At 71.4% G+C, this 24,247-nt stretch carries 23 protein-coding genes; 7 read left to right on the plus strand and 16 right to left on the minus strand.

Features of this window, described 5'->3' with window-relative positions; genetic code table 11:
* Position 1 precedes the first annotated feature (1 nt).
* Entirely contained in the window at positions 2-748 is a 747-nt protein-coding gene (locus CRP56_RS11645) for a lysophospholipid acyltransferase family protein (protein WP_097262994.1), read from the minus strand.
* Between the two features lie 168 nt (positions 749-916).
* Between CRP56_RS11645 and CRP56_RS11650 the strand changes: the two genes are divergently transcribed.
* Together CRP56_RS11650 and CRP56_RS11655 are read left to right on the plus strand one after the other, a co-directional pair.
* Positions 917-1,699, plus strand: coding sequence for an alpha/beta hydrolase (locus tag CRP56_RS11650; RefSeq protein ID WP_097273939.1), 783 nt, complete (start codon positions 917-919; stop codon positions 1,697-1,699).
* Positions 1,692-2,327 (plus strand): hypothetical protein, encoded by a 636-nt coding sequence (locus CRP56_RS11655; protein WP_097262996.1) that lies wholly within the window; start codon positions 1,692-1,694, stop codon positions 2,325-2,327. Before CRP56_RS11650 ends, CRP56_RS11655 begins: the two co-directional genes overlap by 8 nt.
* Before the next feature lie 20 nt (positions 2,328-2,347).
* On the opposite strand, the gene CRP56_RS11660 is transcribed toward CRP56_RS11655, so the two are convergent.
* From CRP56_RS11660 to CRP56_RS11685, 6 genes are all read right to left on the minus strand, one after another.
* A complete protein-coding gene (locus tag CRP56_RS11660; RefSeq protein WP_097262998.1) occupies positions 2,348-3,061 on the minus strand; it encodes an endonuclease/exonuclease/phosphatase family protein in 714 nt (237 codons plus the stop codon).
* Between the two features lie 117 nt (positions 3,062-3,178).
* Complete coding sequence (locus CRP56_RS11665) at positions 3,179-4,132, minus strand: ROK family glucokinase (protein WP_097263007.1); 954 nt, start codon at positions 4,130-4,132, stop codon at positions 3,179-3,181.
* A gap of 54 nt (positions 4,133-4,186) precedes the next feature.
* Positions 4,187-4,666, minus strand: coding sequence for a DUF5304 domain-containing protein (locus CRP56_RS11670; RefSeq protein WP_097263009.1), 480 nt, complete (start codon positions 4,664-4,666; stop codon positions 4,187-4,189).
* A gap of 57 nt (positions 4,667-4,723) precedes the next feature.
* On the minus strand, positions 4,724-5,893 hold the full coding sequence (locus CRP56_RS11675) for an ArsA family ATPase (RefSeq protein ID WP_097263011.1): 1,170 nt from the start codon (positions 5,891-5,893) through the stop codon (positions 4,724-4,726).
* Between the two features lie 34 nt (positions 5,894-5,927).
* The gene (locus CRP56_RS11680; protein ID WP_097263013.1) at positions 5,928-6,371 is read right to left on the minus strand and encodes an SRPBCC family protein; all 444 of its coding nucleotides are present in this window, start codon (positions 6,369-6,371) and stop codon (positions 5,928-5,930) included.
* A gap of 126 nt (positions 6,372-6,497) precedes the next feature.
* Positions 6,498-7,295: a metallophosphoesterase family protein gene (locus tag CRP56_RS11685; RefSeq protein WP_097263015.1), complete on the minus strand. Its 798-nt coding sequence runs from the start codon at positions 7,293-7,295 to the stop codon at positions 6,498-6,500.
* A gap of 296 nt (positions 7,296-7,591) precedes the next feature.
* Here CRP56_RS11685 and CRP56_RS11690 point away from each other — a divergent pair, with 296 nt between their 5' ends.
* Complete coding sequence (locus CRP56_RS11690) at positions 7,592-9,388, plus strand: AMP-dependent synthetase/ligase (RefSeq protein WP_097263017.1); 1,797 nt, start codon at positions 7,592-7,594, stop codon at positions 9,386-9,388.
* A 17-nt stretch (positions 9,389-9,405) separates the two neighbouring features.
* Here CRP56_RS11690 and CRP56_RS11695 read toward each other — a convergent pair whose 3' ends face one another.
* Positions 9,406-10,992, minus strand: a complete 1,587-nt coding sequence (locus tag CRP56_RS11695) for a GMC oxidoreductase (protein ID WP_097263019.1) — start codon at positions 10,990-10,992, stop codon at positions 9,406-9,408.
* A 91-nt stretch (positions 10,993-11,083) separates the two neighbouring features.
* Positions 11,084-12,226: a glycosyltransferase family 4 protein gene (locus tag CRP56_RS11700; RefSeq protein WP_097273941.1), complete on the minus strand. Its 1,143-nt coding sequence runs from the start codon at positions 12,224-12,226 to the stop codon at positions 11,084-11,086.
* A gap of 164 nt (positions 12,227-12,390) precedes the next feature.
* Here CRP56_RS11700 and CRP56_RS11705 point away from each other — a divergent pair, with 164 nt between their 5' ends.
* The gene (locus CRP56_RS11705) at positions 12,391-13,638 is read left to right on the plus strand and encodes a glycosyltransferase family 87 protein (RefSeq protein WP_097263021.1); all 1,248 of its coding nucleotides are present in this window, start codon (positions 12,391-12,393) and stop codon (positions 13,636-13,638) included.
* Here the strand turns inward: CRP56_RS11705 and CRP56_RS11710 are convergent.
* Positions 13,628-14,935, minus strand: a complete 1,308-nt coding sequence (locus CRP56_RS11710; protein ID WP_097273943.1) for an MATE family efflux transporter — start codon at positions 14,933-14,935, stop codon at positions 13,628-13,630. The two genes, CRP56_RS11705 and CRP56_RS11710, sit on opposite strands and share 11 nt — an antisense overlap.
* 109 nt (positions 14,936-15,044) lie before the next feature.
* Between CRP56_RS11710 and CRP56_RS11715 the strand changes: the two genes are divergently transcribed.
* Positions 15,045-15,602, plus strand: coding sequence for a PadR family transcriptional regulator (locus CRP56_RS11715; protein ID WP_097263023.1), 558 nt, complete (start codon positions 15,045-15,047; stop codon positions 15,600-15,602).
* Here the strand turns inward: CRP56_RS11715 and CRP56_RS11720 are convergent.
* The 5 genes from CRP56_RS11720 to CRP56_RS11740 all read right to left on the minus strand — a co-directional run bounded on the left by CRP56_RS11720 (position 15,559) and on the right by CRP56_RS11740 (position 20,890).
* Entirely contained in the window at positions 15,559-16,749 is a 1,191-nt protein-coding gene (locus tag CRP56_RS11720; RefSeq protein WP_097263025.1) for a hypothetical protein, read from the minus strand. The genes CRP56_RS11715 and CRP56_RS11720 overlap by 44 nt on opposite strands.
* A 45-nt stretch (positions 16,750-16,794) precedes the next feature.
* Positions 16,795-17,814, minus strand: a complete 1,020-nt coding sequence (locus CRP56_RS11725) for a C40 family peptidase (RefSeq protein WP_097273945.1) — start codon at positions 17,812-17,814, stop codon at positions 16,795-16,797.
* Positions 17,815-18,024: 210 nt separating this feature from the next.
* Positions 18,025-19,059 (minus strand): C40 family peptidase, encoded by a 1,035-nt coding sequence (locus tag CRP56_RS11730; protein ID WP_097273946.1) that lies wholly within the window; start codon positions 19,057-19,059, stop codon positions 18,025-18,027.
* A gap of 210 nt (positions 19,060-19,269) precedes the next feature.
* Positions 19,270-20,613 (minus strand): NYN domain-containing protein, encoded by a 1,344-nt coding sequence (locus CRP56_RS11735; RefSeq protein ID WP_097263027.1) that lies wholly within the window; start codon positions 20,611-20,613, stop codon positions 19,270-19,272.
* Positions 20,614-20,650: 37 nt separating this feature from the next.
* Positions 20,651-20,890, minus strand: coding sequence for a hypothetical protein (locus tag CRP56_RS11740; RefSeq protein WP_037719539.1), 240 nt, complete (start codon positions 20,888-20,890; stop codon positions 20,651-20,653).
* Positions 20,891-21,064: 174 nt separating this feature from the next.
* Between CRP56_RS11740 and CRP56_RS11745 the strand changes: the two genes are divergently transcribed.
* Together CRP56_RS11745 and CRP56_RS11750 are read left to right on the plus strand one after the other, a co-directional pair.
* Positions 21,065-21,805, plus strand: a complete 741-nt coding sequence (locus tag CRP56_RS11745; protein ID WP_097273949.1) for a rhomboid family intramembrane serine protease — start codon at positions 21,065-21,067, stop codon at positions 21,803-21,805.
* Entirely contained in the window at positions 21,802-22,083 is a 282-nt protein-coding gene (locus tag CRP56_RS11750; RefSeq protein WP_097263031.1) for an Lrp/AsnC family transcriptional regulator, read from the plus strand. The genes CRP56_RS11745 and CRP56_RS11750 overlap by 4 nt, the downstream gene beginning before the upstream one ends.
* On the opposite strand, the gene CRP56_RS11755 is transcribed toward CRP56_RS11750, so the two are convergent.
* On the minus strand, positions 22,080-24,215 hold the full coding sequence (locus CRP56_RS11755; protein ID WP_097263034.1) for a protein kinase domain-containing protein: 2,136 nt from the start codon (positions 24,213-24,215) through the stop codon (positions 22,080-22,082). The genes CRP56_RS11750 and CRP56_RS11755 overlap by 4 nt on opposite strands.
* Positions 24,216-24,247: the final 32 nt, after the last annotated feature.

Here is a 24,247-nt window from a genome sequence, read left to right on the forward strand (position 1 = left end):
CTCAGGACTCGGCGCGTTCCTTCTCAGCCTGCGCGACGGCCGCCTTCGCCGCCTTCTCGGCTTCCTTCTCGGCCTTCACCGCCTCCGCGATCTGCCGCTTGGCGGCGGTCGCGTAGATGTCGACGTACTCCTGGCCGGAGAGCTTCATGATCTCGTACATGACTTCGTCGGTCACCGCGCGGAGCACGAAACGGTCGTGCTCCATGCCCTGGTACCGGCTGAAGTCCAGCGGCTTGCCGATGCGGATACCCGGCCGCATGATCTTGGGCATCACCTTGCCCGGCGGCTGGATCTTCTCCGTGTCGATCATGGCGACCGGGATGACCGGCGCGCCGGTGGCGAGCGCCACGCGCGCGAGGCCGCCCGGCTTACCCCGGTAGAGGCGGCCGTCGGGCGAGCGCGTGCCCTCCGGGTAGATCCCGAACAGCTCACCGCGCTCCAGGACCTCGATGCCCGCCTTGATGGCCGCCTCGCCCGCGCCGCGCGCGCCGGAGCGGTCCACCGGGAGCTGGCCCGCGCCCTTGAAGAACGCCGCCGTCAGCCGGCCCTTCACGCCGGGTGTGGTGAAGTACTCGGCCTTCGCGATGAAGGTGACCTTGCGGTCGAGGACCGCGGGCAGGAAGAAGGAGTCCGAGAAGGAGAGGTGGTTGCTCGCCAGGATCGCGGGGCCCTCGGCCGGGATGTTCTCGGCGCCCTCCACCCAGGGCCTGAAGGCGACCTTCAGCGGCCCTCCGATGGCGACCTTCATCGTTCCGTACAACAACCGACTGCCTCCTGTGTTCGTCGATCAGACCTTAACCCGGAGCACCGTCAAAGGAGCCGACGACCCTGGTCGGTGTCAGTGCGGTCGCGTACGGTGAAGTACCTGCGCACGACCCATGAACACGCAACCGACCCCATGAACAGGAGACCGAAGGTGCCGGTCCTCCCTGGAGCCGAGCCGTTTCGCCATGAGGGCGGGGAGACGGGTGTCCTCCTCTGCCACGGTTTCACCGGTTCCCCGCAGTCGCTGCGCCCCTGGGCGGAACACCTCGCCGGGCGCGGCCTGACCGTGTCGCTGCCCCTGCTGCCGGGCCACGGCACCCGTTGGGAGGACATGCAACTGACCGGCTGGCAGGACTGGTACGCCGAGGTGGACCGCGAGCTGCGCGCCCTCACCGAGCGCTGTGCCGACGTGTTCGTGGGCGGCCTGTCGATGGGCGGCGCGCTCGCCCTGCGCCTCGCGGCGAAGCACGGCGACGTGGTGCGGGGCGTGATGGTCGTCAACCCGGCGAACCGTATGCACGGCCTCGCGCCGTACGCCCTTCCGGTGGCCCGGCATCTCCTGCGGTCGACGCCCGGCATCGCCGACGACATCGCCAAGGAGGGCCGGCACGAACTGGGCTACGCCCGGGTGCCGCTGCACGCCGCGCACTCCCTGCGGGCCTTCTTCCGGCTGGTCGACGGCGAGTTGCCGCAGGTCACCCAGCCGCTGTTGCTGCTGCGCAGCGCCGAGGACCATGTCGTGCCGGCCGCCGACTCCGCGCGCGTGCTGAGCCGGGTGTCGTCCACGGACGTGACGGAGATCGTGCTGGAACAGAGCTATCACGTGGCGACGTTGGACCATGACGCGGAGCGGATCTTCGAGGAGAGCTCCGCGTTCATCGGCCGGCTCGCCGCCGGCTCCGGCAGCAAGGAAGGGACGGCCGTACGTGGCTGAGTACGACTCGGACCGCGAGGACCGCGAGGACCGGGAGAACCGGGGCGATCGCGAGGACCGCGACGGTCTCGGCCCGGAGGAGCAGCACGTCCCCTTCGACGAGGCCGCCGCCTGGGAGGCGATCGTCGCCGGGTACGGCGAGGAGCCGCCGGACCCGCCGGGCGCCAAGCCGTTCAAGTCGGTGGAGGACCTGGCCCTGCTGGAGCCGGAGACCAACGACAGCGGCACCGACACGGACGCCGCCGCGGAGCGGCCGAAGGGGGACGAGAAGCCCGCGTCGGCCAAGCCGCTGGGCAGCTCCGTCTCCTTCGCGCCCGGCGTCGGCCCGCGCGACTACACGACGCCGGAGCCGGCGGAGGAGGACTTCGACGAGGACGACGAGGGCCACTTCGTCCCGCCGGAGCCGCCCCCGCTGCCGGACGCCGACACCACGGCCAAGTTCGCCTGGCTCGCGGTGCTGGGCGGCCCGCTGCTCCTGCTGCTGGCGATACTGCTGAGCTGGGACATGACCTGGTGGCTCGCCACGATCGGGATCGGCGGCTTCCTGGGCGGGTTCGCGACGCTGGTGATGCGGATGCGGACGGACGAGGACGAGGACGACGACCCCGGGCGGGGAGCCGTCGTCTGAGTCCGTCTAGCTGAGTCCGTCTAACTGACGGGAACTTTGAGGGTGGCCAGGACCGGAAGGTGGTCCGTGGCCACCCTCAGGTCTGTCTCGGGAAGGTGCGCCGGCACCCCGCAGCCGAGCACCTCTATGCCCTTCGTCGCGAAGATCGCGTCGATGCGCTGGTGCGGCTCGCTATGGACCCAGGTGTGCTCGCCGCCGTCGGGGGCCACCGCCCAGCAGTCCTGGAGGCTCTCGGCGAGGCGGCGGAACGTACGGCCGCCGGGGCGCTCGTTGAGGTCGCCGCCCGCGACGGCGTGCTCGACGCCCATGCCGGCGAGGCGGTCGAGGAGCATGCCGGCCTGCTCGTAGCGCTCGTCCTTCTGGAGGCTGAGGTGACAGCTGAGGACACCGAGGCGGGCGTTGCCGAACCGGACGACGGCGGTCGCGAAGCCGCGCCTGTGCTGCGTCGGCGTGAGCGGGAGAAGGACGTCTTCTGTGCGCTCTACGGTGGCGCGGAGATTGCACAGGATGGCCGGGCCCGCTGCTGTCGCACCCCCGGTGAGGATGACGAGGTCGGCCGCGCGGGCCAGGCGGGCGAGTTTCTTGCGCCAGCGGAAGAAGCGGGGGGCTTCTTGGACGAGGACGAGATCCGGTTCGCAGGCCTTGATCACTCGGGCCAGGGCGGCGGTGTCGTCGCGTAGGGAGCGGACGTTGTAACTGAGGACTCGGACGAGCGCTGAATCGTCAGGTGCCATGGCGTTGATTTTTGCGCCTGACAGCTCGGGGCGCGAGGTATGTGTGCGACTGGCCCACCGTTGTGGCTGGTCGCGCAGTTCCCCGCGCCCCTGAAAAGCCTTGCCCTCACCGCTGGATCACATGATCGGGTCCGGCTCTCGCGCCAAGTCGGCCGCGCCGACCATCCCCGCCTTGTTCCCCAGCTGCGCCGCGATCACGTCCGCCACCGGGCGCCAGTTGCCGCCCACCAGCCAGCGCTTGTACGACTTGCGGATCGGGTCGAGGACCAGTTCGCCCTCGTCCGAGAGGCCGCCGCCGACGATGAAGGCGGACGGGTCGAAGAGGGACGCCAGGTCGGCGAGGCCGGCGCCGGCCCAGCGGGCCAGCTCGCGGTAGGAGTCGACGGCGACCGGGTCGCCCTGCCGGGCGGCGACGGAGATGTGCTTGCCCTCGATGCCCTCGGGTGAGCCGTCGCCGAGGGCGAGCAGCACCTCGGCGCGCTCCGGGGTGGCGTTGGCGCGCTGCTTGGCGTACCGGACGAGGGCGCGGCCGGAGGCGTACTGCTCCCAGCAGCCCTGCGAGCCGCAGCCGCACAGCAGCCCGTCCGGCACCATGCGGATGTGGCCGAACTCGGCGGCGACGCCGAAGTGGCCGCGGCGCAGCTTGTTGCCGATGATGATGCCGCCACCGAGGCCGGTGCCGAGCGTGATGCAGACGACGTTGCGGTGGCCCTTGCCGGCGCCGAACTTGTACTCGCCCCACGCGGCCGCGTTGGCGTCGTTCTCGACGACGACGGGGAGGCCGACGCGGGCCTCGACCTTCTCCTTCAGCGGCTCGTTGCGCCAGTCGATGTTGGGCGCGAAGTAGACCTCGGAGCGCTGCCGGTTGACGTAACCGGCGGCTCCGATGCCCACGCCGATGATCTCGTGACCCGCGCGTGCGCCCTCGACGGCGGAGGCGATGGCGTCCACGATGCCCTCGGGCGTGCCCGGGGTCGGCACCTTGAAGGTCGAGAGGATGTTGCCTTCCTCATCGACCACGCCGGCCGCGATCTTCGTGCCGCCGATGTCGACGCCGATGGTGAGTCCCATGAATCCCTCAGTTTCGGTCGAGCCCCGCTACGGCCCACCGTACCCGAGCGCCCTCTAGTCCAGGTCGATGCGCTCCCCCGGACCGGCCTCCTCGCCGCCCTCGCGGGGCTTGGTGTCCCGCTGGGTCCAGCGCTGTTCCTGGGCCTGGACCGCGGAGCGGTAGGCGGCCAGCAGTTCGTTGCCGGCCGCTGCCAGGTGGTCGAAGACGTCCGGGTTGCGTTCGATGACGGGCTCGACGGCGGCCTTGGCCTGCTGGACGACCTGCTGCACCACCTGCTGGGCGGCCGGTCCGGCGACCGCCCCGAGCAGCGGCGACTGGAGCGAGGACAGCTTGTCGCTGACGGCGTCGACGAGCTTGCGCAGTTCCTCCGCGGCCGAGCCGGGCGGCGGGCCGTAACTGGCGCGGCGACGGGCCTTCTCCGCCGCGAGATCCTCGGCACACGCCGTCGCCCACGCGTCGGCGTCGGTGGCCCGCACCTCGTCCACAGCCTCTTGCCCCGAAGCGGCGTCTGACGGGCGGAGCTCTTCGCTCATGACGGACTCCTGACTGCGTTGCGTCCTTACGACGTTACCCGAACGGCCGCACCGGATTCACGGGGTCTGTGGCCAGAGATCCGGGTCCGGCGCGAACCGGACCCGCAGCTCCCCGTCCCGCAGCGCGGCCCCGGCGACGGTGCACCGGCGCAGCGCGGACGGCAGCGGCACGATCCGCCGGAACTGCCCCGCGGCGACGACGAGTTCGTCCCCGCGCCGGATGAGGTCCAGCTCGTCCCGTATCGCGCCGGGGAGCGGTACGTGCCACACCAGCACGCCGTCCTCGGCCAGCCGGTCGGCGACCGGCCACTCGACGCCGGAGAAGGTCTCCGGCGCCCCGGGCACCACGAGGGCGTCGAGGTCGTCGAGGCCGCGGGGGTCCCGTCCGGGGTGGGCGACCTCCACGACGTCGTACGTCTCCCGCCACTCCTCCAGCGTCTTGCGCTGCTGGGCGACGGGTCCGGCGAGCCAGCTGTCGGCGGGTGCGTCGGGCAGGACCCGGTTGGCGATCAGGTGCTCGGGCCGCAGCCCGCGCAGGGCGAGCCCGAGGGCGGCGTCGCGCACCGCGTCGGCCCCGGCGGGACCCGGTTCGGCGACGAGCCGTACGACGGTCTTGCGGTCGGTGATGACGGCCTCGACGGCGGCGAGTTCCAGGTCCCAGCGCGCGGTGGTCTCGTACAGCCACTCCGAGGGCATCGGCACCCCGGCCAGCCGTCCGAGCACGGGCCTGAGCGCTCGCGCGGCCTGCCGTTCGGGCGGCAGCAGCCGGCGCAGATAGCGGCGCAGTTCCTCGGGGAGGGCGAGGAGGGCGAGGGCCTGCGGGGTGGGCGGCAGGTCGACGACGAGCAGGTCGTGGCGTTCGGAGAGGGCCGCGTCCCGCAGGGCACGCAGGAGGGTGAGCTCCTCGGCGCCGGGCAGCGGGGTGACCTCTTCGGGGTCGAGGCGGGCGGCGCCGAGCAGGTCGAGGACGGAGGAGGCGCGCTCCTGGAAGCCGGCGAGGTCGTCGCGGAAACCGGCGGTCGCGTCGGGCCGCCAGGCGGTGAGCCCTTCCCGCACCTCGACGGGCACCGGCCCCGTGGCCACGCCCAGGACCGCGCCGAGGGTGTCGGTCCGGTCGCCGCTGAGGAGGAGGGTCCGCTCACCCGCGCGCGTGGCGGCGAGTGCGGTGGCGGCGGCAAGGGTCGTACGACCGCTGCCGCCGGGACCGGTGATCAGGAGGGTGCGCATGGGAGTGAACGGTAGATCCCCCCGCGGCAAATCCCTATTCCGCTCCGGACTCCACCCGCTTCTTCAGCCCGGCGAGCGCCCGGTCGATGATGACCTTCTCGGCCTTGCGCTTGATCATCCCCAGCATCGGGATCTTGACGTCGACGGTCAGGAGGTAGGTGACCTCGGTCGAACCGGTGCCGGTGGCCTTGAGGATGTACGAGCCGTCGAGCTGGCGCAGCATCTGGGACTTCACCAGCGTCCAGGAGACCTCGTTCTCCCCGCTCCACGTGTAGCCGAGCACCTGGTCGTCCTTGATGGCGCCGGCGTCCATGACGAGCCGTACCTGCTCGGCGCGGCCGGCGGCGTCCGTCGCGAGGACCTCCGCCTGCTTCACCTCGCCGGTCCAGTCCGGGTAGCGGGCGAAGTCGGCGATCACCGCCATGACGTCGGCCGGTGCCGCCTCGATCGTGATGCTCGAGCTGGTGTGTTCCGCCATCGCCGTGGCTCCTCCAGATGCGGGCCGGTAGGTCATGAAGCGCGCGCACGTGTGTGCAGCGTGAAGGCTACCGCGCACGTGACCGGCCGACTTCACCGCCCGTCACCCTTCAGGCTGCACCGGCCCTCACCATTCGAGCGCCCACGGCCGGCCACTGCCCGCGAAGTGCCCGACGTTGACGCACTCGGTCGACCCGATCCGCATCCGGCGCACGAGCGGTTGGTGGACGTGACCGAACAGCGCGTACCGGGGCCGGGTGCGCCGGATCGCGTCCAGCAGCGCCCGGCTGCCCCGCTCGAAGCGGCGCGCGACGGTGTCGTAGACCAGCTCGGGCACCTCGGGCGGGATGTGCGTGCAGAGCACGTCGACCTCGCCGACCGCCTCGATCTTCGCCGCGTACTCCTCGTCGCTGATCTCGTACGGCGTGCGCATGGGGGTGCGCAGGCCGCCGCCGACGAAGCCGAAGACCCGGCCGCCGATCTCCACGCGCTCGCCGTCGAGGACCGTGGTGCCCGGTCCGGCGTACTCCGCCCACAGGGGCGGCATGTCGACATTGCCGTAGGTGGCGTACGTCGGTGTCGGGAACGCGGCGAACAGCTCGGCGTACTGCTTGCGTACGGCCTTCTCGATGACGCTCGCCCGGTCCGTGCCGATCCCGGCCCACAGCTGGGCGCCGAACTCGCGGGCCTCCTCGAAGCGGCGGGCGGTGCGCAGCTCGACGATGCGGTCGGCGTTCTCGGTGCCGAACAGGTCGGGGAAGATGCCGCGGGAGTGGTCGGCGTAGTCGAGGAAGAGGACGAGGTCGCCCAGGCAGATCAGGGCGTCCGCGCCCTCGCCGGCGCGGGCCAGGTCACGGGCGTTGCCGTGCACGTCGCTGACCACATGGACACGTGTCCTGCGGTTTCCGGCTGGTGAGAGTGCCATGGCGATCAAGAGTAGGCGTGTGCGGCATACGTGAACAGTGACGGCCGGACCTGCGGTTACTGGCCAGTCATCAGACGCCTCGACTACTCTGCGCTGAGAAACACCAATCCGTGTGACGCAGCGAACATCTCGCCGGGACCCCCTGTCGGAGACGCCATACCGGCGGGTAACGTCCGGGCAGTCCAGTCGTGCTCGGGATTTCAACTTCTGAATCCCTGAGCACCTGCCCGAGCCTTGGACCGCACCGTCGCATCGCACAACGTCGTGGCGCCGGCGCCTTATTAGGAGCAGCAGTCTTGCGCGAGTTCAGCCTTCCGGCCTTGTACGAGGTCCCTGCGGACGGAAACCTCACCGACATCGTCCGCAGAAACGCCGCGCAGCATCCCGACGTCGCCGTCATCGCCCGCAAGGTCGACGGCGCCTGGCAGGACGTGACGGCCACGACCTTCCTCGCGGAGGTGCACGCGGCCGCCAAGGGCCTCATCGCCTCGGGTGTGCAGCCCGGCGACCGGGTGGGCCTGATGTCGCGGACCCGCTACGAGTGGACGCTGCTCGACTTCGCGATCTGGTGCGCGGGCGCGGTCACCGTGCCGGTGTACGAGACCAGCTCGCCCGAGCAGATCCAGTGGATCCTCTCCGACTCGGGTGCGACCGCCTGCGTCGTGGAGCTGGACAACCACGCGGCGGCCGTGGAGTCGGTGCGCGACGGGCTGCCCGCCCTCAAGCACGTCTGGCAGATCGAGGCCGGGGGCGTGGAGGAGCTGGGCCGGCTGGGCGCGGACATCACCGACGCGGCGGTCGAGGAGCGCAGCTCGCTGGCGAAGGCGGACGACCCGGCGACCATCGTCTACACGTCCGGCACGACCGGCCGCCCCAAGGGCTGTGTGCTGACCCACCGCAGCTTCTTCGCGGAGTGCGGCAACGTCGTGGAGCGGCTGCGCCCGCTGTTCCGCACCGGCGAGTGTTCGGTGCTGCTCTTCCTGCCGCTCGCGCACGTCTTCGGACGGCTCGTGCAGGTGGCGCCGATGATGGCGCCGATCAAGCTGGGCACCGTCCCGGACATCAAGAACCTCACCGACGAGCTGGCCTCCTTCCGGCCGACGCTGATCCTGGGCGTGCCGCGCGTCTTCGAGAAGGTCTACAACTCGGCGCGCGCCAAGGCGCAGGCGGACGGCAAGGGCAAGATCTTCGACAAGGCCGCCGACACCGCGATCGCGTACAGCAAGGCGCTGGACACCCCGTCGGGCCCGTCCCTCGGTCTGAAGATCAAGCACAAGACGTTCGACAAGCTGGTCTACAGCAAGCTGCGCGCGGTCCTCGGCGGCAAGGGCGAGTACGCCATCTCCGGCGGCGCCCCGCTGGGTGAGCGGCTCGGCCACTTCTTCCGCGGCATCGGCTTCACGGTCCTGGAGGGCTACGGCCTGACCGAGTCCTGCGCGGCCACCGCCTTCAACCCCTGGGACCGGCAGAAGATCGGCACGGTCGGTCAGCCGCTGCCCGGCTCGGTGGTCCGGATCGCCGACGACGGCGAGGTGCTGCTGCACGGCGAGCACCTGTTCAAGGGCTACTGGAACAACGAGGCCGCGACCGCCGAGGCGCTGGCCGACGGCTGGTTCCACACCGGTGACATCGGCACCCTCGACGAGGACGGCTACCTCAGGATCACCGGCCGCAAGAAGGAGATCATCGTCACCGCGGGCGGCAAGAACGTCGCCCCGGCCGTGATCGAGGACCGGATCCGCGCGCACGCGCTGGTCGCGGAGTGCATGGTCGTCGGCGACGGGCGGCCCTTCGTGGGCGCGCTGGTCACCATCGACGAGGAGTTCCTGGGCCGTTGGGCCGTCGAGCACGGCAAGCCGGCGGATGCCACCGCGGCGTCGCTGGCCGGGGACGCGGACCTGAACGCTGCCGTCCAGGCCGCGATCGACGACGGCAACGCCGCGGTGTCGAAGGCGGAATCGGTGCGGAAGTTCCGCATTCTGTCCTCCCAGTTCACGGAGGAGTCGGGCCACCTGACGCCGTCCCTGAAGCTCAAGCGCAACGTGGTGGCGAAGGACTACGCGGACGAGATCGAGGCGATCTACCAGAAGTAGTCACGGCGGTAAGGGACTTATGGCGCGGTGTCCTCCACGAGGACCCGCGCCATCGTCCGTTCCGCGAGCGCGGTGATCGTCACGAACGGGTTGACGCCGATCGACCCGGGCACGAGCGAGCCGTCGGTGACGTACAGCTTCGAATACCCCTTCACCCGGCCGTAGTTGTCGGTGGCCTTGCCCAGCACGCAGCCGCCCAGCGGGTGGTAGGTGAAGTCGTCGGCGAAGGTCCGGCTGGGCGTGCCGAACAGATCGGTGCGGTAGATGGTCACGTTCGCCGCGTTGATCCGGTCGAAGAGCTTCTTCGCCATGCCCGAGGACACTGCGCTCTGGGCCGCGGTCCAGCCCAGCTTCACGCCGTCCGTGGCGCTGTCGTAGGTGAACGCGGCGCGCTGCGGGTTCTTGGTGATCGCCAGATAGAGGCTGACCCAGTGCTCGAGTCCCGTGGGCAGGGGGGCGATCTCGGCGAAGACGGGGTTGGCGGTGTTGGCCCAGTCGTCGATGCCCATGACCGGCATGGTCGACTGGTTGGCCCCGACCGTGTCCCACAGATGGTTGGCCCGGCCGAGCATGGTGTTGCCGTTGGGTCCCCACCCCGCGCCGACGCTCGCGTTCAGGGCGGGCAGGGTGCCGGTGTCCCGGGCGCGGACGAGGAGTTCGGTGGTGCCGAGGCTGCCGCCGCCGAGGAACAGGTAGGTGCAGCTGTACTGCTTGGTCTCGACGACCGTGCCGGCGTCGTTGATCCGGTCGGCGGTCAGGACGTAGGAACCGTCGCTCGCCCGGCTGATGGCCCGCACCCGCTCCATGGTGTTGATGGTGACGTTCCCGGTGCCGAGCGCGGCGGCGAGATACGTCTTGTCGAGGCTCTTCTTGCCGTGGTTGTTGCCGTAGATGACCTCCTGGGCGAGCGCCGACTTCGTCGCCGTGCCGGCGGCCTCCTTCTGCATGTAGGCGAAGTCGTAGGTGCTGGGCACGAAGGTGGTCTTCAGGCCGGTGTTCTGGGCGTGCTTGCGGGAGATCCGGGTGAAGCGGTACCACTCCGTCGATTCGAACCAGGCCGGGTCGACGGTGTTGACGCCGAGCATGGAGTTGGCGCGCGGGAAGTACGTCGCGTACATCTCGTCGGCGTCGACGGTCGGGAACTGCTCGGCGAAGTACGACTTGAGCGGTGTCACCGCCATACAGCCGTTGACCAGCGAGCCGCCGCCGACGCCCCGGCCCACGAACACCGACATGTTGGCGAAGTGCACCCGGTCCAGGACACCGGGGTAGGGGCTGATGTCCTTGTTGACGACGTCCAGCCACAGGAACGTGGCCAGCGGCGCCTCGGTGCGGGTGCGGAACCACATGGAGCGCTGGTCCGGACTGGCGGTGGAGCAGAAGATCTTGCCGTCGGAGCCGGCGGTGTTCCAGAGCCGGCCCATCTCGATCATGAGAGTGCGGATGCCCGCCTGGCCGAGGCGGAGGGCGGCCACGGCGGCGCCGTAGCCCGAACCGACCACGATGGCCGGGGCGTTGTCGACGGCGGCGGGCTCCACGGCCGACGCCGACTCCAGACCGATGCGGGTGAGACCGGACGCGGCGGCGGTCTGAAGGGCCACCATGCCCAGGATGTGACGTCTCGTCAGCTGACGCTGCATCAGTTTTGTTGCCATGCGCGCAGCATGGGCGGATTATTCGGTTCCGCCTAGACGGCTAGAGCAACGTCTTCAACTTTTCTGCCAGCAGGTCCCAGCGCCACTTCTCCTCGACCCAGGCCCGTCCCCGCTCCCCCATCCGCTGCCGCAGCTCCGCGTCGCCCAGGAGGGCCAGGATCCGCTCGGCGGAGTCCTCGACCGACCCGCCGCGTACGACCCACCCGGTCTCCCCGTCGAGCACGGCGTCCGGCGCGCCCCCGGAGTCCCCGGCGACGACGGGCAGCCCGGTCGCGGAGGCCTCCAGGTACACGATCCCGAGCCCCTCGACGTCCAGCCCGCCCCGCCGCGTCCGGCACGGCATCGCGAACACGTCCCCGGCGCCGTAGTGCGCGGGCAGCTCGGACCAGGGCACGGCCCCGGTGAAGCGGACGGAGTCGGCCACGCCGGTCTCGCGCGCCAGCCTGCGCAGCTCCTTCTCGTACGGCCCGCCCCCGACGATCAGCAGCACCGCGTCCGGCTGCTGGGCGAGGATCCGCGGCATCGCGAGGATCAGCGTGTCCTGCCCCTTGCGCGGCACCAGCCGCGAGACGCACACCACCACCGGCCGGTCGGTCAGCCCGAGCCGCGCCCGCACGACGTCACCGCCCGACCCCGGATGGAAGGTCTTCTCGTCCACCCCGGGCGGCAGCTGCACCATCCGCGAGCCGGCCTCGGGCGTCAGCGCGCCGGCGATCCGCGACCGCGTGTACTCGCCGAGGTAGGTGATCGTGTCCGTGCCCTCGCCGATCCGGCGCAGCAGCTGCCGTGCGGCGGGCAGCTGCGCCCACCCCGCCTCGTGCCCGTGGGTCGTGGCCACCAGCCGCTCGGCCCCGGCCCTGCGCAGGGCGGGCGCCATCAGCCCGAGCGGCGCCGCCGCCCCGAACCACACCGACGTACAGCCGTGTTCCCGCAGGAGTCCGACCGCCGTACGCGTGGCCGCGGGCGTCGGCAGGAGCATCGTCGTACGGTCCCGTACGACGGTGAAGGGCTGCTCGGCGTCGAAGGCGGCCGTGGCTTCTACGCCCTCCCGGCCCCGCTTCCAGGTCGACGCGTAGACCACGAGCCGCTCGGGATCGAGGCGCAGCGCCATGTTGTGCAGGAACGCCTGGATACCGCCTGGCCTGGGCGGGAAGTCGTTCGTGACGATCAGGGTCTTGGACATCGTCGTGCGCATCGCCGCCGACCCTATCCAACGGCGTGCCCACCGCCGCTCCACGACCCCCTCACAGCAGGTCCCGGCCGCGTTTATGGCACCCTCACAGCAGGTCGGGACATCATGGCCATCTCAAAGACGGCACGGACGGCAACGCGCGAACAGGGGCTCCGGTGGACATTGCGGGTGCGAGGCGGTCTCCGGCGGGACTGCTGGCGGCCTGGGGCCTGACGAGGCTGCTGCTGCTCCTGTTCGTCCTGAAGGTGTACGTCTTCCCCGGCCCGGACGTCACCAGCGACGTGTCGGTGATCTACCAGGGCTGGTACGACGTGCTGCGCACCGGCACCTTCCCGCAGGACGACGTCACCTGGCAGTACCCGCCGGCCGCCGCGCTGGCGATCCTCTCCCCCGCGCTGCTGCCGTTCCTCCAGTACGCGACCGCGTTCTTCGTTCTCGCCTTCCTCGCCGACCTGGTGGTCTTCTCCCTGCTGCTGTACGCGGGCCTGCGCCCCGGCCGCAGCCTGCGCGGCGCCTGGGTGTGGGTGGTGGGCGTCCCGCTGCTCGGCCCGACCGTGTACGCCCGCTACGACGTGATGGTCACCGCCGTCGCCGTGGCCGCGCTGCTCGCGGGCGCCCGGCATCCACGCGTGATGGGCGCCCTGGTGGGCTTCGGGGCGATGCTCAAGGTGTGGCCGGTGCTGCTGCTGGTGGCCGCCCGCAGGCGGGGTGTCTGGATGTCGGCGGCGGTGACGGCGGCCGGTCTCGCGGCCCTGTTCGCGGTGACGATGCCCGGCTCCTTCGCGTTCCTGACCTTCCAGGCCGACCGGGGCACCGAGGTGGAGTCGCTGGGTTCGCTGGTCTTCCATGTGGCCCGGCAGTTCGGCTGGGACGGCCAGGTGCTGCTGAACTACGGCTCGGTGGAGTTCCTCGGCCCGTGGGTGAACGTCGTCAGCACCGCCGCGCTCGCCCTGACCGGCATCGCCTTCGGCTGGCTGCTGCTGTGGCGGCTGGTCGCCACCCGCTTCGAGGCGCACACCACCGCGGACGCGGCCTTCGTGGCGGTGCTGCTGTTCACGACCACGAGCCGGGTGATCAGCCCGCAGTACATGGTGTGGCTGATCGGCCTCGCGGCGGTCTGCCTGTGCTTCCGGGCCAGCCGGATGACGGTGCCCGCGCTGCTGGTCCTGGTCGCGTCCTTCGTGACGGTCCTGGAGTTCCCGGTCTACTTCGCGAACGTCGTCGCCAGCGACCGCATCGGCGTCACCCTCCTCTTCCTCCGCAACGGCCTGCTCGTCGCCGCGACCGTGCTGGCGGCCGTCGAGCTGTGGCGGGCCACGGTGAGCGCGCCCGCCGAGGCCCCCGGGCGGGCTCAGGTCGCGCAGGCCACCGAGGAGCCGTCGGAGACCTCGGTCACCTCCTGACCACGGAGGAGCCTTCGGAGACCGCGGCCGCCTCCGGGCGCCGGGACCGCCCGAGGATCACGCCCACCACCGCGCACTGCACCGCCATGGCCGACGCCATCGCGAGGCACACCCCGGGCAGCCCGAGCCCGGACAGCCCGTACGCCAACGGCAGTTGGACCGCCGTACCGAGCAGCGTCACCCTCAGCAGCACCGGCGCGCCCCCGCTCCCCTCGAAGACCCCGCCCAGCGCGATGAAGCAGGCCATCAGCAGCAGATAGGGGCCGACGCAGCGCAGGAACAGCACCCCCTCGCCGGCAACGCCGCCCCCGGCACCGAAGGCGGCCATGATCCAGGGCGCGGTCACGGCGAAGAGCACAGCGGCGGCCGCCCCGAAGGCGCCGGACACCAGCACCGCCTCCCGCCCGATCGCCCGCCGCTGATCCCGGCCGGCGCCCAGCAGATGCGCGGTGTGGATGGAGGCGGCCTGCCGGACGGCGTAGAAGCCCATGGTGGCCACGTACAGGACCTTGTACGCGATGGCGTACGCGGCCACCGCCGTCACCCCGACCCGCGCCACGATCCCGACCAGCACCAGCGCCCCGCCCTGCCGCACGGTGAAGTCGGCGGCCATGGGCAGCCCGGTGCGCAGCACGCGCCCGAAGGCGACCCCGGGCCCGGCGGCCGCTCTCAGCAGCGCGTTCCGTCGCAGGGCCAGGAGTCCCACCCCCAACGCCACGCACCGGCACAGGACCGTGGACGCGGCGGCGCCCTGGACGCCGTAGAAGTGGATGAGGAGCGGGTCGCAGACGAGGATCAGCCCGTTGGCCAGCAGCGCGAGCCGCATCGGCGTCCTGGTGTCCCCCGTGCCCTTCAGGATCCCGTCGACCAGCTGCTGGGCGAAGAACACCGCGATGCCCGGCATCGATATCGCGAAGTACCCGACGGCGAGCGGCAGCGCCGCGCCTCCGCCGAGGACCAGCCGCGCCAGCGGCTCCCGCAGCAGATACCCGCCCGCCACGACCACCGGCGTGACCACCCCGAACACCGCCCAGCCCCCGCGCACGGCGGCCCGTACCGCCCCGGGGTCCCGCGCGCCCCTGGCATGCGCGACCAGCACGGTCGTGCCCGAGCCGAAGACCAGGGCGACCCCCAGCAGCACGTTCTCCGCGTTGGTCGCCACGGCGACGGCCGCCACCGCCGCCCCGCCGAGCCGGGAGACCCAGACGGTGTTGATGATCCCGGCGGCCACGGAGGCGAGCAGCGAGAAGTAGACGGGACGGGCGAGCGCGACGAGCCGACGCCGATGGCCGTCCATGACCACAGCCTCGAAGACCACAGCAACCCCCTCGAAACGAGCTACCTCGTTTCGAGGTAGCTCGATAAGAGGTACCATGGCATCACGACGACCACAAGGAGGAATCCGCGTGCTGGAGCTGTCGATCCTGGGTTTCCTGGCCGAAGAGCCCTTGCACGGCTATGAGTTGAAGGAGCGCATCAAGGCGCTCAGCGGCCATGTCCGCCCGGTCAGCGACGGCGCCCTCTATCCGGCCATCACCCGCCTGATCAAGGCGGGCAAGCTCGGCGAGCACACCGAGCCGGGCGCGAGCGCGGCCCCGCGGCGCACGCTCTCCCTCACCGACACGGGCCGCGCGGACCTCCTGGAGCGCCTGCGCCACCCCAAGCCGGTGGAGATCTCCGACCAGGTCCGCTTCAACGCGGTCCTGACGTTCCTGCGGCACCTCCCGGACCGCCGCGAACAGGCCGCGGTGCTCCGCCGCCGCCTGGAGTTCCTCGACACGCCCACGAGCTTCTTCTACGACGAGGGCAGACCCGTGCGCGCGGAGGAGGCGGCGGACCTGTTCCGGGAGGGCATGCTGCGGGTCGCGCGGGCGACCGGAGCGGCGGAGCGCACCTGGCTGGAGGAGGCCATCGAGCGGCTCAGCCGAGCTGATCCCGCAGATAGTCCCGCCACTGGGCCGTGAAGTCGTCCAGGCTCGTGCCGAGCACGGTCTTCAGCGCGCCCTCGACCGCCCCGGCACGTTGCTTGTGGGCGCCCACGGCCTGGTAGAACGCCCGCAGCTGCTCGGTGCCCCACCGGTCCGCGATCATCCGGCAGGCCAGCCAGCCGCTCTCGTAGGCCTGCGCCAGCTTCGTCGCGTCGCCGCTGAACCCGAAGTCCGCGTCCGCGGGCAGGGCCTCGGGCGTCCGCCCCTCGGTCACGGCCTGCCACAGCTCCGGCGCGGCCTGGACCGGCGTCCGGCCGGAGTCGAGGTAACCGATCCAGTCCGCGTACCCCTCGGACAGCCACAGGGGCGTGGCGGCGCTGGTGTGGTCGCGGGTGGCGACATGGGTGGTCTCGTGGGTGAGCACGACCTGCTTGCCGACGCTGCCGAGGACGCCGTACGCGTCGGGGTTGACGATGATCCGGTCCGCGGGCGCGCGCGCCGGGGCGCCCGTCTCACCGGTGGTGACGGCGGCGATCCCGCGGTACGCGGAGGCGGGCGACGCCAGCAGCCCGGCCATGCCCTCCAGCGACGTCGGTACGAGCACGACGACGTGCCGCGCCCAGTCGGTGCCCCACTGGGCCGACACCGCCGGAACCGCACGGTCCGCGAGATCGGCGTAGGTCTGCAGCGTCGCGCTCGACCGCCCGACGCCGAGGACGAGGCTGTACTTCCCGCGGACGACGTCCACCTCGCCCTGGTCCCACAGCTGCTGGGCGGACTTCTTCGCGGGCTGCTCCTGGTCGACGTACCACTCGCCGCCCGCGTCCAGGCTGAGGGTGAGCCTGCGGCCGACGGTGACGGGGGCGTTGTCGTAGCCCTGTATGCGGTACTTGAGCTCAACGTCCGCGGTGGCCTCGCCGCCGTCCTGATGAAGCCCCGTCAGCCGGTACGCCCACGCCGCGAACGGCACGCCCCGCGCGTTCTCGAACCAGTCCAGCGAACCCGTCTGCATGAACGCCGCCCGGTCCCGGTCGAGCACGGCCACCGACCGCCGGTCGAGCAGCTTCTGCACATCGGCCCTGGCGGTTCCGGTTCCCGGCTTTCCCCCGCAGGCCACCAGGGAGACCAGCAGCAGACACAGCGCGAGGACCCCGTGTCTCGACGCCCGCCTTCGACCAGCCATTTCACGATCGTACGGCGGGAGCGGCGCCAGGGTCAGAGGGCCTGTTCAGACCCGGGTGACCGTCGCGCCCGGCATCATGCCCACCGGGTCGTAGCGGACGGGGGCGCCCGGGTAGGGGGCGTGGATCACCTGACCGTTGCCGACGTACATGCCGACATGGCTCGCGTCACCCCGGTAGGTGACCAGGTCGCCGGGCTGCGCCTGGGAGAGCGGGACCTGCCGCCCCGCGTAGCGCTGGGCCTGCGAGGTGCGCGGCAGGGAGACGCCGGCATGGCGGTACGACCACACCATCAGGCCCGAGCAGTCGAAGCCGGAGGGGCCGGTCGCGCCCCAGACGTACGGCTTGCCGATCGCGGCGCGGGCCGCGGCGACCGCGGCGGCGGCCCGGGCGTTGGGCGGCAGCGCGCCGCCGAGGTCGGGCATCTCGTCGCGGCCGGAGCGGGAGGCCCGGTCGTAGGCGGCGCGCTCCTCGGACGGCAGGGAGTTGAGCAGCCGGCGGGCCTGGGCGAGCTTCTTCTCCACCGTCTGCTTGTGATGCGCGACCGCCTTGCGGCTCTTCTCCAGCTCGGCCAGCTGACCGGCCGCCTCCGCGCGCTCCTGGGCGAGCTCCCGCATCGCCGACTGGAGGTCCCTGAGCTCGCCGGCCTGATGGGCGGTGATCCGGTCGAGGGCGGCGGCCTTGTCGAGGTAGTCGTCCGGGTCGTCGGAGAACAGCAGGGCGAGGGACGGGTCGAGGCCGCCGGAGCGGTACTGGGCGCCGGCCAGCGAACCGAGCGTCTCCCGCATGGCGTTGATGCGGTCCTGCTGCCGGGCGATCCGGTCCTGCGCGGTGCCGACCTGCTTCTTCAGCGAGTCGGCGCGTTCGTCGGCCTTGTTGTAGGCCTCGGTGGCTTTCTCGGCCTCCTCGTAGAGGCGGTCCACCTCGGCACGGGTGTCGTCGTGCGGGGCGGCCGTGGCCGGGACGGCCCCGAGGGCCGCGGCGGTGGCGGTCAGGACGCAGAGCGCGGCACTGGCGCCCCGGTCGAACCCGGACGATGTCGATGCAAGGCGGCGATGGGACCCCACGAGAAGCCGCACCCCTTCCGCTGGCGGACAGGAAACGCGGCCGACAGTAGCCCCGCGACAAGGCCGCTTCCAAAGACCTCCACGGCCACACAACGTGACGCCCCGCCACCGACGCAGGTCAGTGGCGGGGCGCGGGGTCAGTTCACGTCGCCGGGATTCGCCCGAACGGGCGGCGGGGTGTCGTGATCTTGAGGGTGATCCTCGGTGTGATCAGATCCGGACGCCGAACTGGAACGGCATGTTGTCGATCGACTCGTAGCGCACGACCGTGCCGGTGCGCGGGGCGTGGATCACCTGGTTGTTGCCGGCGTAGAGGCCGACGTGGTGCAGGTCGCCGTAGAAGATGACGAGGTCGCCGACCTTGAGCTGGCTCTTCGAGTAGATGCGCGTGCCCGCGTTCGCCTGCGCCTGAGAGGTGCGCGGGATGGAGACGCCGGCCTGGGCGTAGGCCCAGGAGGTCAGGCCCGAGCAGTCGTAGGAGGCGGTGCCCGTGGCGCCGTAGACGTACGGCTTGCCGAGCTGGGTCTGGGCGGCCTGGAAGGCGGCGGCGGCGAAGTTGGAGGCGGGCGGGGTGTCGCCGAGGTTCACGCGCTCGCTGGCGGAGCGGCTGGCGCGCGCGTCCTCGGCGGCGAGGGCGGCCTTCTCGGCGGCCGTCAGCGTGTTGAGGAGCTTCTGCGCCTCGGCGAGCTTGCCCTGGACTTCCTTCTTCTTCTTGGCCAGTTCGGTCCGGGTGGAGGAGAGGTCCTTGAGCTTCTCGGAGGCCTCGGCACGCTCCTGCGCGAGCTCGCGCTGCTTCTCCTGGATCTTCTTCAGCGCCTCGACCTGCTGGGCGCTCAACTGGTCGGCCGTGGAGGCCTTGTCCAGGTAGTCGTCCGGGTTGGACGACAGGAAGAGCTGCAGGGAGGCGTCTATGGAACCCGTGCGGTACTGGGCGGCGGCCGCGAGGCCCATGGAGTCACGGAGCCCGTTGAGGTCCTCCTGGCCGCGGGCCACGGTGTCCTGGATGGCGGAGATCTCCTTCTGGAGCTTCTCCTGCTTCTCCTTGGCGCCGTTGAGCTTCTCGGTGGCCTGCTCGGCCTCCTCGTAGAGCTTGTCGACCTTGGACTTGACCTCGTCCTTGCTGGGCTTCTCGCTCGGCGCCGCGTTGGCGGCGTTGGCGCTCAGCGCGACGGCGGCGGCAGCAGCGGTGGTCAGCACGGTCACGCGTGTGCGGCTCGGCTGCTTGGGTCGACGGTGGGACGCCACGGAGGTGAGCTCCTTCTTGTGAGTGATCACCCGTTCGGAGGTTCGAGCCCAGACCCTAGTGACCTTCTTGTGATCAGTTCAAATCCTCCCGCGAAAAAATCGGTCACGGACCGCATTCTTTACACACAACTCACGTGCGGTAATGCCCGATTGACACTACGTTGCGTGACGATCCGACCAATTCGGGCAATGAGCCCACAAGTTCGATGTTTAGGACAGGCGCTTGAGAAGCATCGCCGAAGCGACAGGCCTGGCCCCCGCCTTGGCCACCCCGTCGGCGACCTCGCGGTCGGTGGAGGCGACGATGACCGGCCGGCCCGGCGGCTCGGCGCGCACCAACTGGCGGATCAGCTCGTCGGCCGTGACACCCGGCTTGGAGAACAGCACCCGCACCCCGCGCGGCGGCGCCAGCAGCACCGGCGCGGCCAGCTCGGCGCCGTCGAAGACACAGGTGACCTCCGCCCCGGTCTGCGCCGCGAGCTGCGAGAGCTGACCGAGCAGCCGCAGCCGCTGCTTCTCCAGCGGCATCTGGGGATAGCCGGTCTTGGTGACGTTGTAGCCGTCGACCACCAAGTGGGCCTGCGGCAGGGCCAGTAGCTGGTCCAGGATGGCCGGATCATGCTCGGACAGGGCCCGCGCGGCGATGTCCTTCGGCGTCATTCGTCCCGGTTCGACCGCGTCGACGGTCTCCGCGGGCCGCACGGACACGGGCGGCAACGCCAGCTCCCGGCGCAGCCCTTGAGCCGCGTCGAGCACGGTGTCCAGCAGCAGCCGCACGCGCATGTCCTCGACGCTGCGCCCCTCACGCGCCGCCTTGCGCGTCGCCTCCAGGGCCGCCTCGGCCTCGCCCAGCCGGGCCTTGAGCCGCCGCGTCTCGACCTCGGCGGCGGACACCTGCGTCTGCCCCTCGGCGCGCACGGTGTCCAGCTCGCTCTGGAGCTTGCGCAGCGCCGCCTCGCCGCGCTTGACGTCACTGAGGGCGGCGCGCAGCTTGCGGTGAAGCGATTCGGCTTCCTTCTTCGCCGCGTCCAGTTCGGTGCGCAGCCGCTCGGTCTCGGTCCGGGTCTGGTCCCGGGCCGCCGCCAGCTCCTCGCGCAGCCGCTCCAGCTCGATGCGGCTTTCCTCGTCGGCGCGCTCGGCGTCGGCCCGCTGGGCCTCCTCGCCGGCCGCGGTCACAAGCTTCACCCAGCCCGTGGGGCGCAGAACATAGGCCGCGGCCGCCACGTCGAGCGGATCCGCGGCCGGGGGCGGCGAGCCGGTGTCGAGAGCGCCGGAGAGCTCCGGCTGGGCCTCTCTGAACTTCTCGCCGATCCGCTGCCGGAACAGCGGATCGGTCTCCAGCGCCGCCGCCATCGCGTTGCCGGCGAACTTGGCCCGCCGGTTCGGCGCGAACCGCGCGTACTGTCTGAGCTGCGCGGGCAGTTCACCGACGGTCAGCCCCCCGAAGCCGTCGGACACGATCTGTACGACCCGGCGGCGCACCCCGTCGGGCAGCGGACGGTCGAGCACCTCAGCGGCGCCGTCGCCCGGCCCCCCGCCTTGTGACTCCACCATCCGTCAACACCCCAACCTGTGTGCGGGGCCCGCTCCCTCAGGAGCCGGCGCCCGGCCTGTCCACGAGTTCCACCTGATCCACGGCGTTGCACCAGCGGCAGCGCACCGACTCGATGGTCTCACTGACCACCTCGCGCTCCTCGACCTTCGGCTCACCGGCCAGGTCGAGGTGGACGTACTCGACGACCTTCGACGAGCGGGTCACGTCGAACCGCGTGAGGTTGCCGCAGAGGGTGCAGCGCCACCGCGTCGAGGCGGTCGGCAGGGGAACCGTCATCGTGCCTGTGCTCTTTCCTGCTAGGTCTTCTATTGTCCGCGACACACCGGGCCCGGTGCGTGTGGCTCGTAACCCTACGGCCTGGCGGGTAGTCGTCGCTCGGCCGTCCACATCGCCCACCCGGCGGCGAGGCGGTCTGTTCGGTTGCGTCCCGTTACGTCATGCTCTGTGTTCATGATCAGCAACTGGAGGGTGACGGTCCGTGGCGCGCGCAGGTCGTTGTGGGGGGCGGCACCGGTCACCTACGGCCTGATCGGCCTGTGCTGTCTACTGTTCCTGATCGGCCCGGCGGCGGGCCTCAATCCGGCCTACGGCACCGGCGACGAACTGCTGGCCGCCCAGCGGGCCTACTTCCACCGCTGGGGGGTGGTCCCCGCAGAACTGTTCGAAGGCTCGGCCCGAGCCGCCCTGACCCCCGCGACGGCCCTCTTCGTGCACGGCAGCTGGGTCCACCTCCTCGGCAACATGCTCTTCCTCTATGTCTTCGGAGTACTGACCGAGGAACGGATGGGCCGCGTCCAGTTCACGCTGTTCTACGTCGGCTGCGGCTATCTCGCGCTGCTGGGCTACGCGGCGGCGAACTCCGACTCCGACCAGTCGCTGGTGGGCGCCTCCGGGGCGATCTCAGCCGTGCTCGGAGCGTTTCTCTACCTGTTCCCCGGGGCCAGGGTGACAAGCCTGCTGCCGTTCCTCTTCTTCCTCCCGCTGCGCTTCCCGGCCTGGGTGGTGCTGCCGTTCTGGGCGGCCCTGCAATGGCTGGCGGCGGGCCGGGCGCCGAACGGTCCCGGGGTGGCGTATCTGGCCCACCTGGTGGGCTTCGGCCTGGGCTTCGCCTTCGCGTGGGTGCGATTCCCCCCTGCGACTAGAGTGAAGCCCGCCCCAGCTCCGGCCCCCGAGGGAGAGAACCAGCCGTGATCACCGCGATCGTCCTCATCAAGACCAGCGTGGACCGGATCCCCGAGATCGCCGAGTCGATCGCGGCGCTGGACTCCGTGAGCGAGGTCTTCTCCGTCACCGGCACCTACGACCTGATCGCCATGGTCCGCGTCCGGCAGCACGAGGACCTCGCCGAGGTCATCCCCGGCAGCATCAGCAAGATCCCGGGCGTGGAGGCCACGGACACCCACGTCGCCTTCCGCACGTACTCCCAGCACGACCTGGAGGCGGCGTTCGCGATCGGCCTCGACAGCTAACCGGTGACGTCGAGGGCGACGATGCCCTTGTTCGTGCCGGCGTAGACGCGGCGGCCGTGGACGACGGGCGTCAGCAGGACGCCCGGGTCGGGGCCCACCTCGGCCTTCCAGAGCCGGTTGCCCTTCAGGTCGAGGGCGTGGACCTCGGTGTCGGTGCGCACGTAGACCGTGGAGTCCACCAGCACCGGGTCGGAGAAGGCCCCGCCCCCGCCGTACGACCAGACCACGTCGCCGCGCAGGGTGAGCGCCTTGAGCGCCGCCCCCGAGTTCGTCACCCCCAGGAAGCCGAAGGCGTCCGCGTTCGCCGTGACGTAGGAACCGGCGAGGTCGGGTTCCCGCCACTTCAGGCGGCCCGTCAGCTCCAGCCCGAACAACTCGGCGGCCTGGTTCCCGGTGCTCACGACCACGGTGTCCCAGTTGACGGCGGGCCGGCCGACGTCACCGTCCAGCGAGGCGTCGAACGCCCTGGCGCCGCCCTCGCGGATCCCGTAGAGGTGGTTGTCGTAGCAGGGCACGTAGAGGACGTCGTCGGCCACGACGAGTTCCTCGTGCGGCGCACCGCCGACCGAGGCCTTCCAGCGCACCGTGCCCCGGCTGTCGTACGCCTGCACGACACCCGGGCCGTCGATCGTGCGCTCCGCGGAACCCACGACGACGGTCCCCTTGAGCACCGCGGGCTGCTGGAAGAACGGACTCGGCAGATCCCGCGTCCACATCTCCTCGCCCTCGGCGCTCACCGCGATGAGCCGGCCCGGTTCGGTCTGGGTGTCGCTGACCACGGCGACGAAGATCCCGTCGGCCGTGACGACCGGCCGGGTGACGAAGGACGCCTCCTTGAAGACGGTCGCCCTCCAGCGTTCCTTGCCGTCGCTGCCCAGGGCCCGCAGCGTCCCGTCGTCCCCGGCGAAGTACAGCGTCCGGCCGTCGGCGGAGAGCGCCCCGCAGGCACCGCCGGCCACATGCGGCGGCCCGCCGTCCTCGTACGTCCACGTCACGGACGCCTTCCGCGCGACGGACCCCGGCGCCTTCGCGCTCCCGCTCTTCCCCTCGCCCTCGCTGCCGGTATCCGACTGCCCGAACCACCACCAGGCGCCCGCTCCCCCGGCACCGGCGACCACGGCTCCGCCCACGGCGAGCCGCAGCAGCCCGCGCCGCGACGGCACCTCGGGCACCGGCGGCTCCGTCTCCGCCACCGGCGCCACGTACTCGACCCGGCTCTCCCGCTCCCCCGACTCCCGCTCCGGAAGCCAGAGTTCGGCCCCTTGAGCCACATCGGGGCCCGGCCCGGCCGCGGTGTACCAGCCCGGACGCAGACCACCGCGCGGGGAGCCCCCCACGGCCTCGACGACGTCCTTCGGCATCGGCCGCTGCCCCGGCTCCTCCCTGAGGCAGGCCTCCACCAGCGGCAGCAGGTCCCGCGGTACGCCCGTCAGGTCGAAGTCCCGGGTCAGGATGCGCAGCAGGATCACCGAGTCCTGCCCCTCGCCGAAGGGCTCGCGCCCGCTCGCCGCGTAGGCGAGGACGGCTCCCAGGGAGAACACGTCGCTCGACGGTCCGACCTTGCCGCCGTTGCGGATCTGCTCGGGCGAGACATAGCCGACCGAGCCGACGATCGCGCCGGTGCGGGTCATCGCCGTCGCCTCAAGGGCCCGTACGATCCCGAAGTCGATGACCCGAGGACCGTCCGGCGCCAGCAGGATGTTGGAGGGCTTCAGGTCCCGGTGGACCATGCCACGGGCGTGGATCGCACCCAGCGCCTCCCCGAGCGCGGCCCCCAGCACCCGGACCGCGGGCTCCGGCAGGGGCCCGCCGTCGAGGACCGCGTCCCGCAGGTTCGGTCCCTCCACGAACTCCGTCGCCATCCAGGGGCGTTCGCCCTCGGGGTCGGCGTCGACCACGCGCGCGGTGTAGGTGCCCGCCCCGCCGACGGTCTGCGCGGCCCGTACCTCCTGCCGGAACCGGGCCCGGAAGGTGCGGTCCTGGGCGTACTCGGCCCTGACGACCTTCACCGCCAGCCGCAGCCCGGTCCGTGACTCGGCGAGGTAGACCTCGCCCATGCCGCCCGAGCCGAGCCGGCCTCGTACCTCGTACGGGCCGACCCTGCGCGGATCCGTCGTGCGCAGCGCCTGCACTTCCCGCTCCCCCTGTATGTCGTACGAACGCC

Origin of the sequence: Streptomyces sp. TLI_55 (assembly GCF_900206255.1) — a bacterium.
GTDB classification, from domain to species: domain Bacteria; phylum Actinomycetota; class Actinomycetes; order Streptomycetales; family Streptomycetaceae; genus Streptomyces; species Streptomyces aquilus.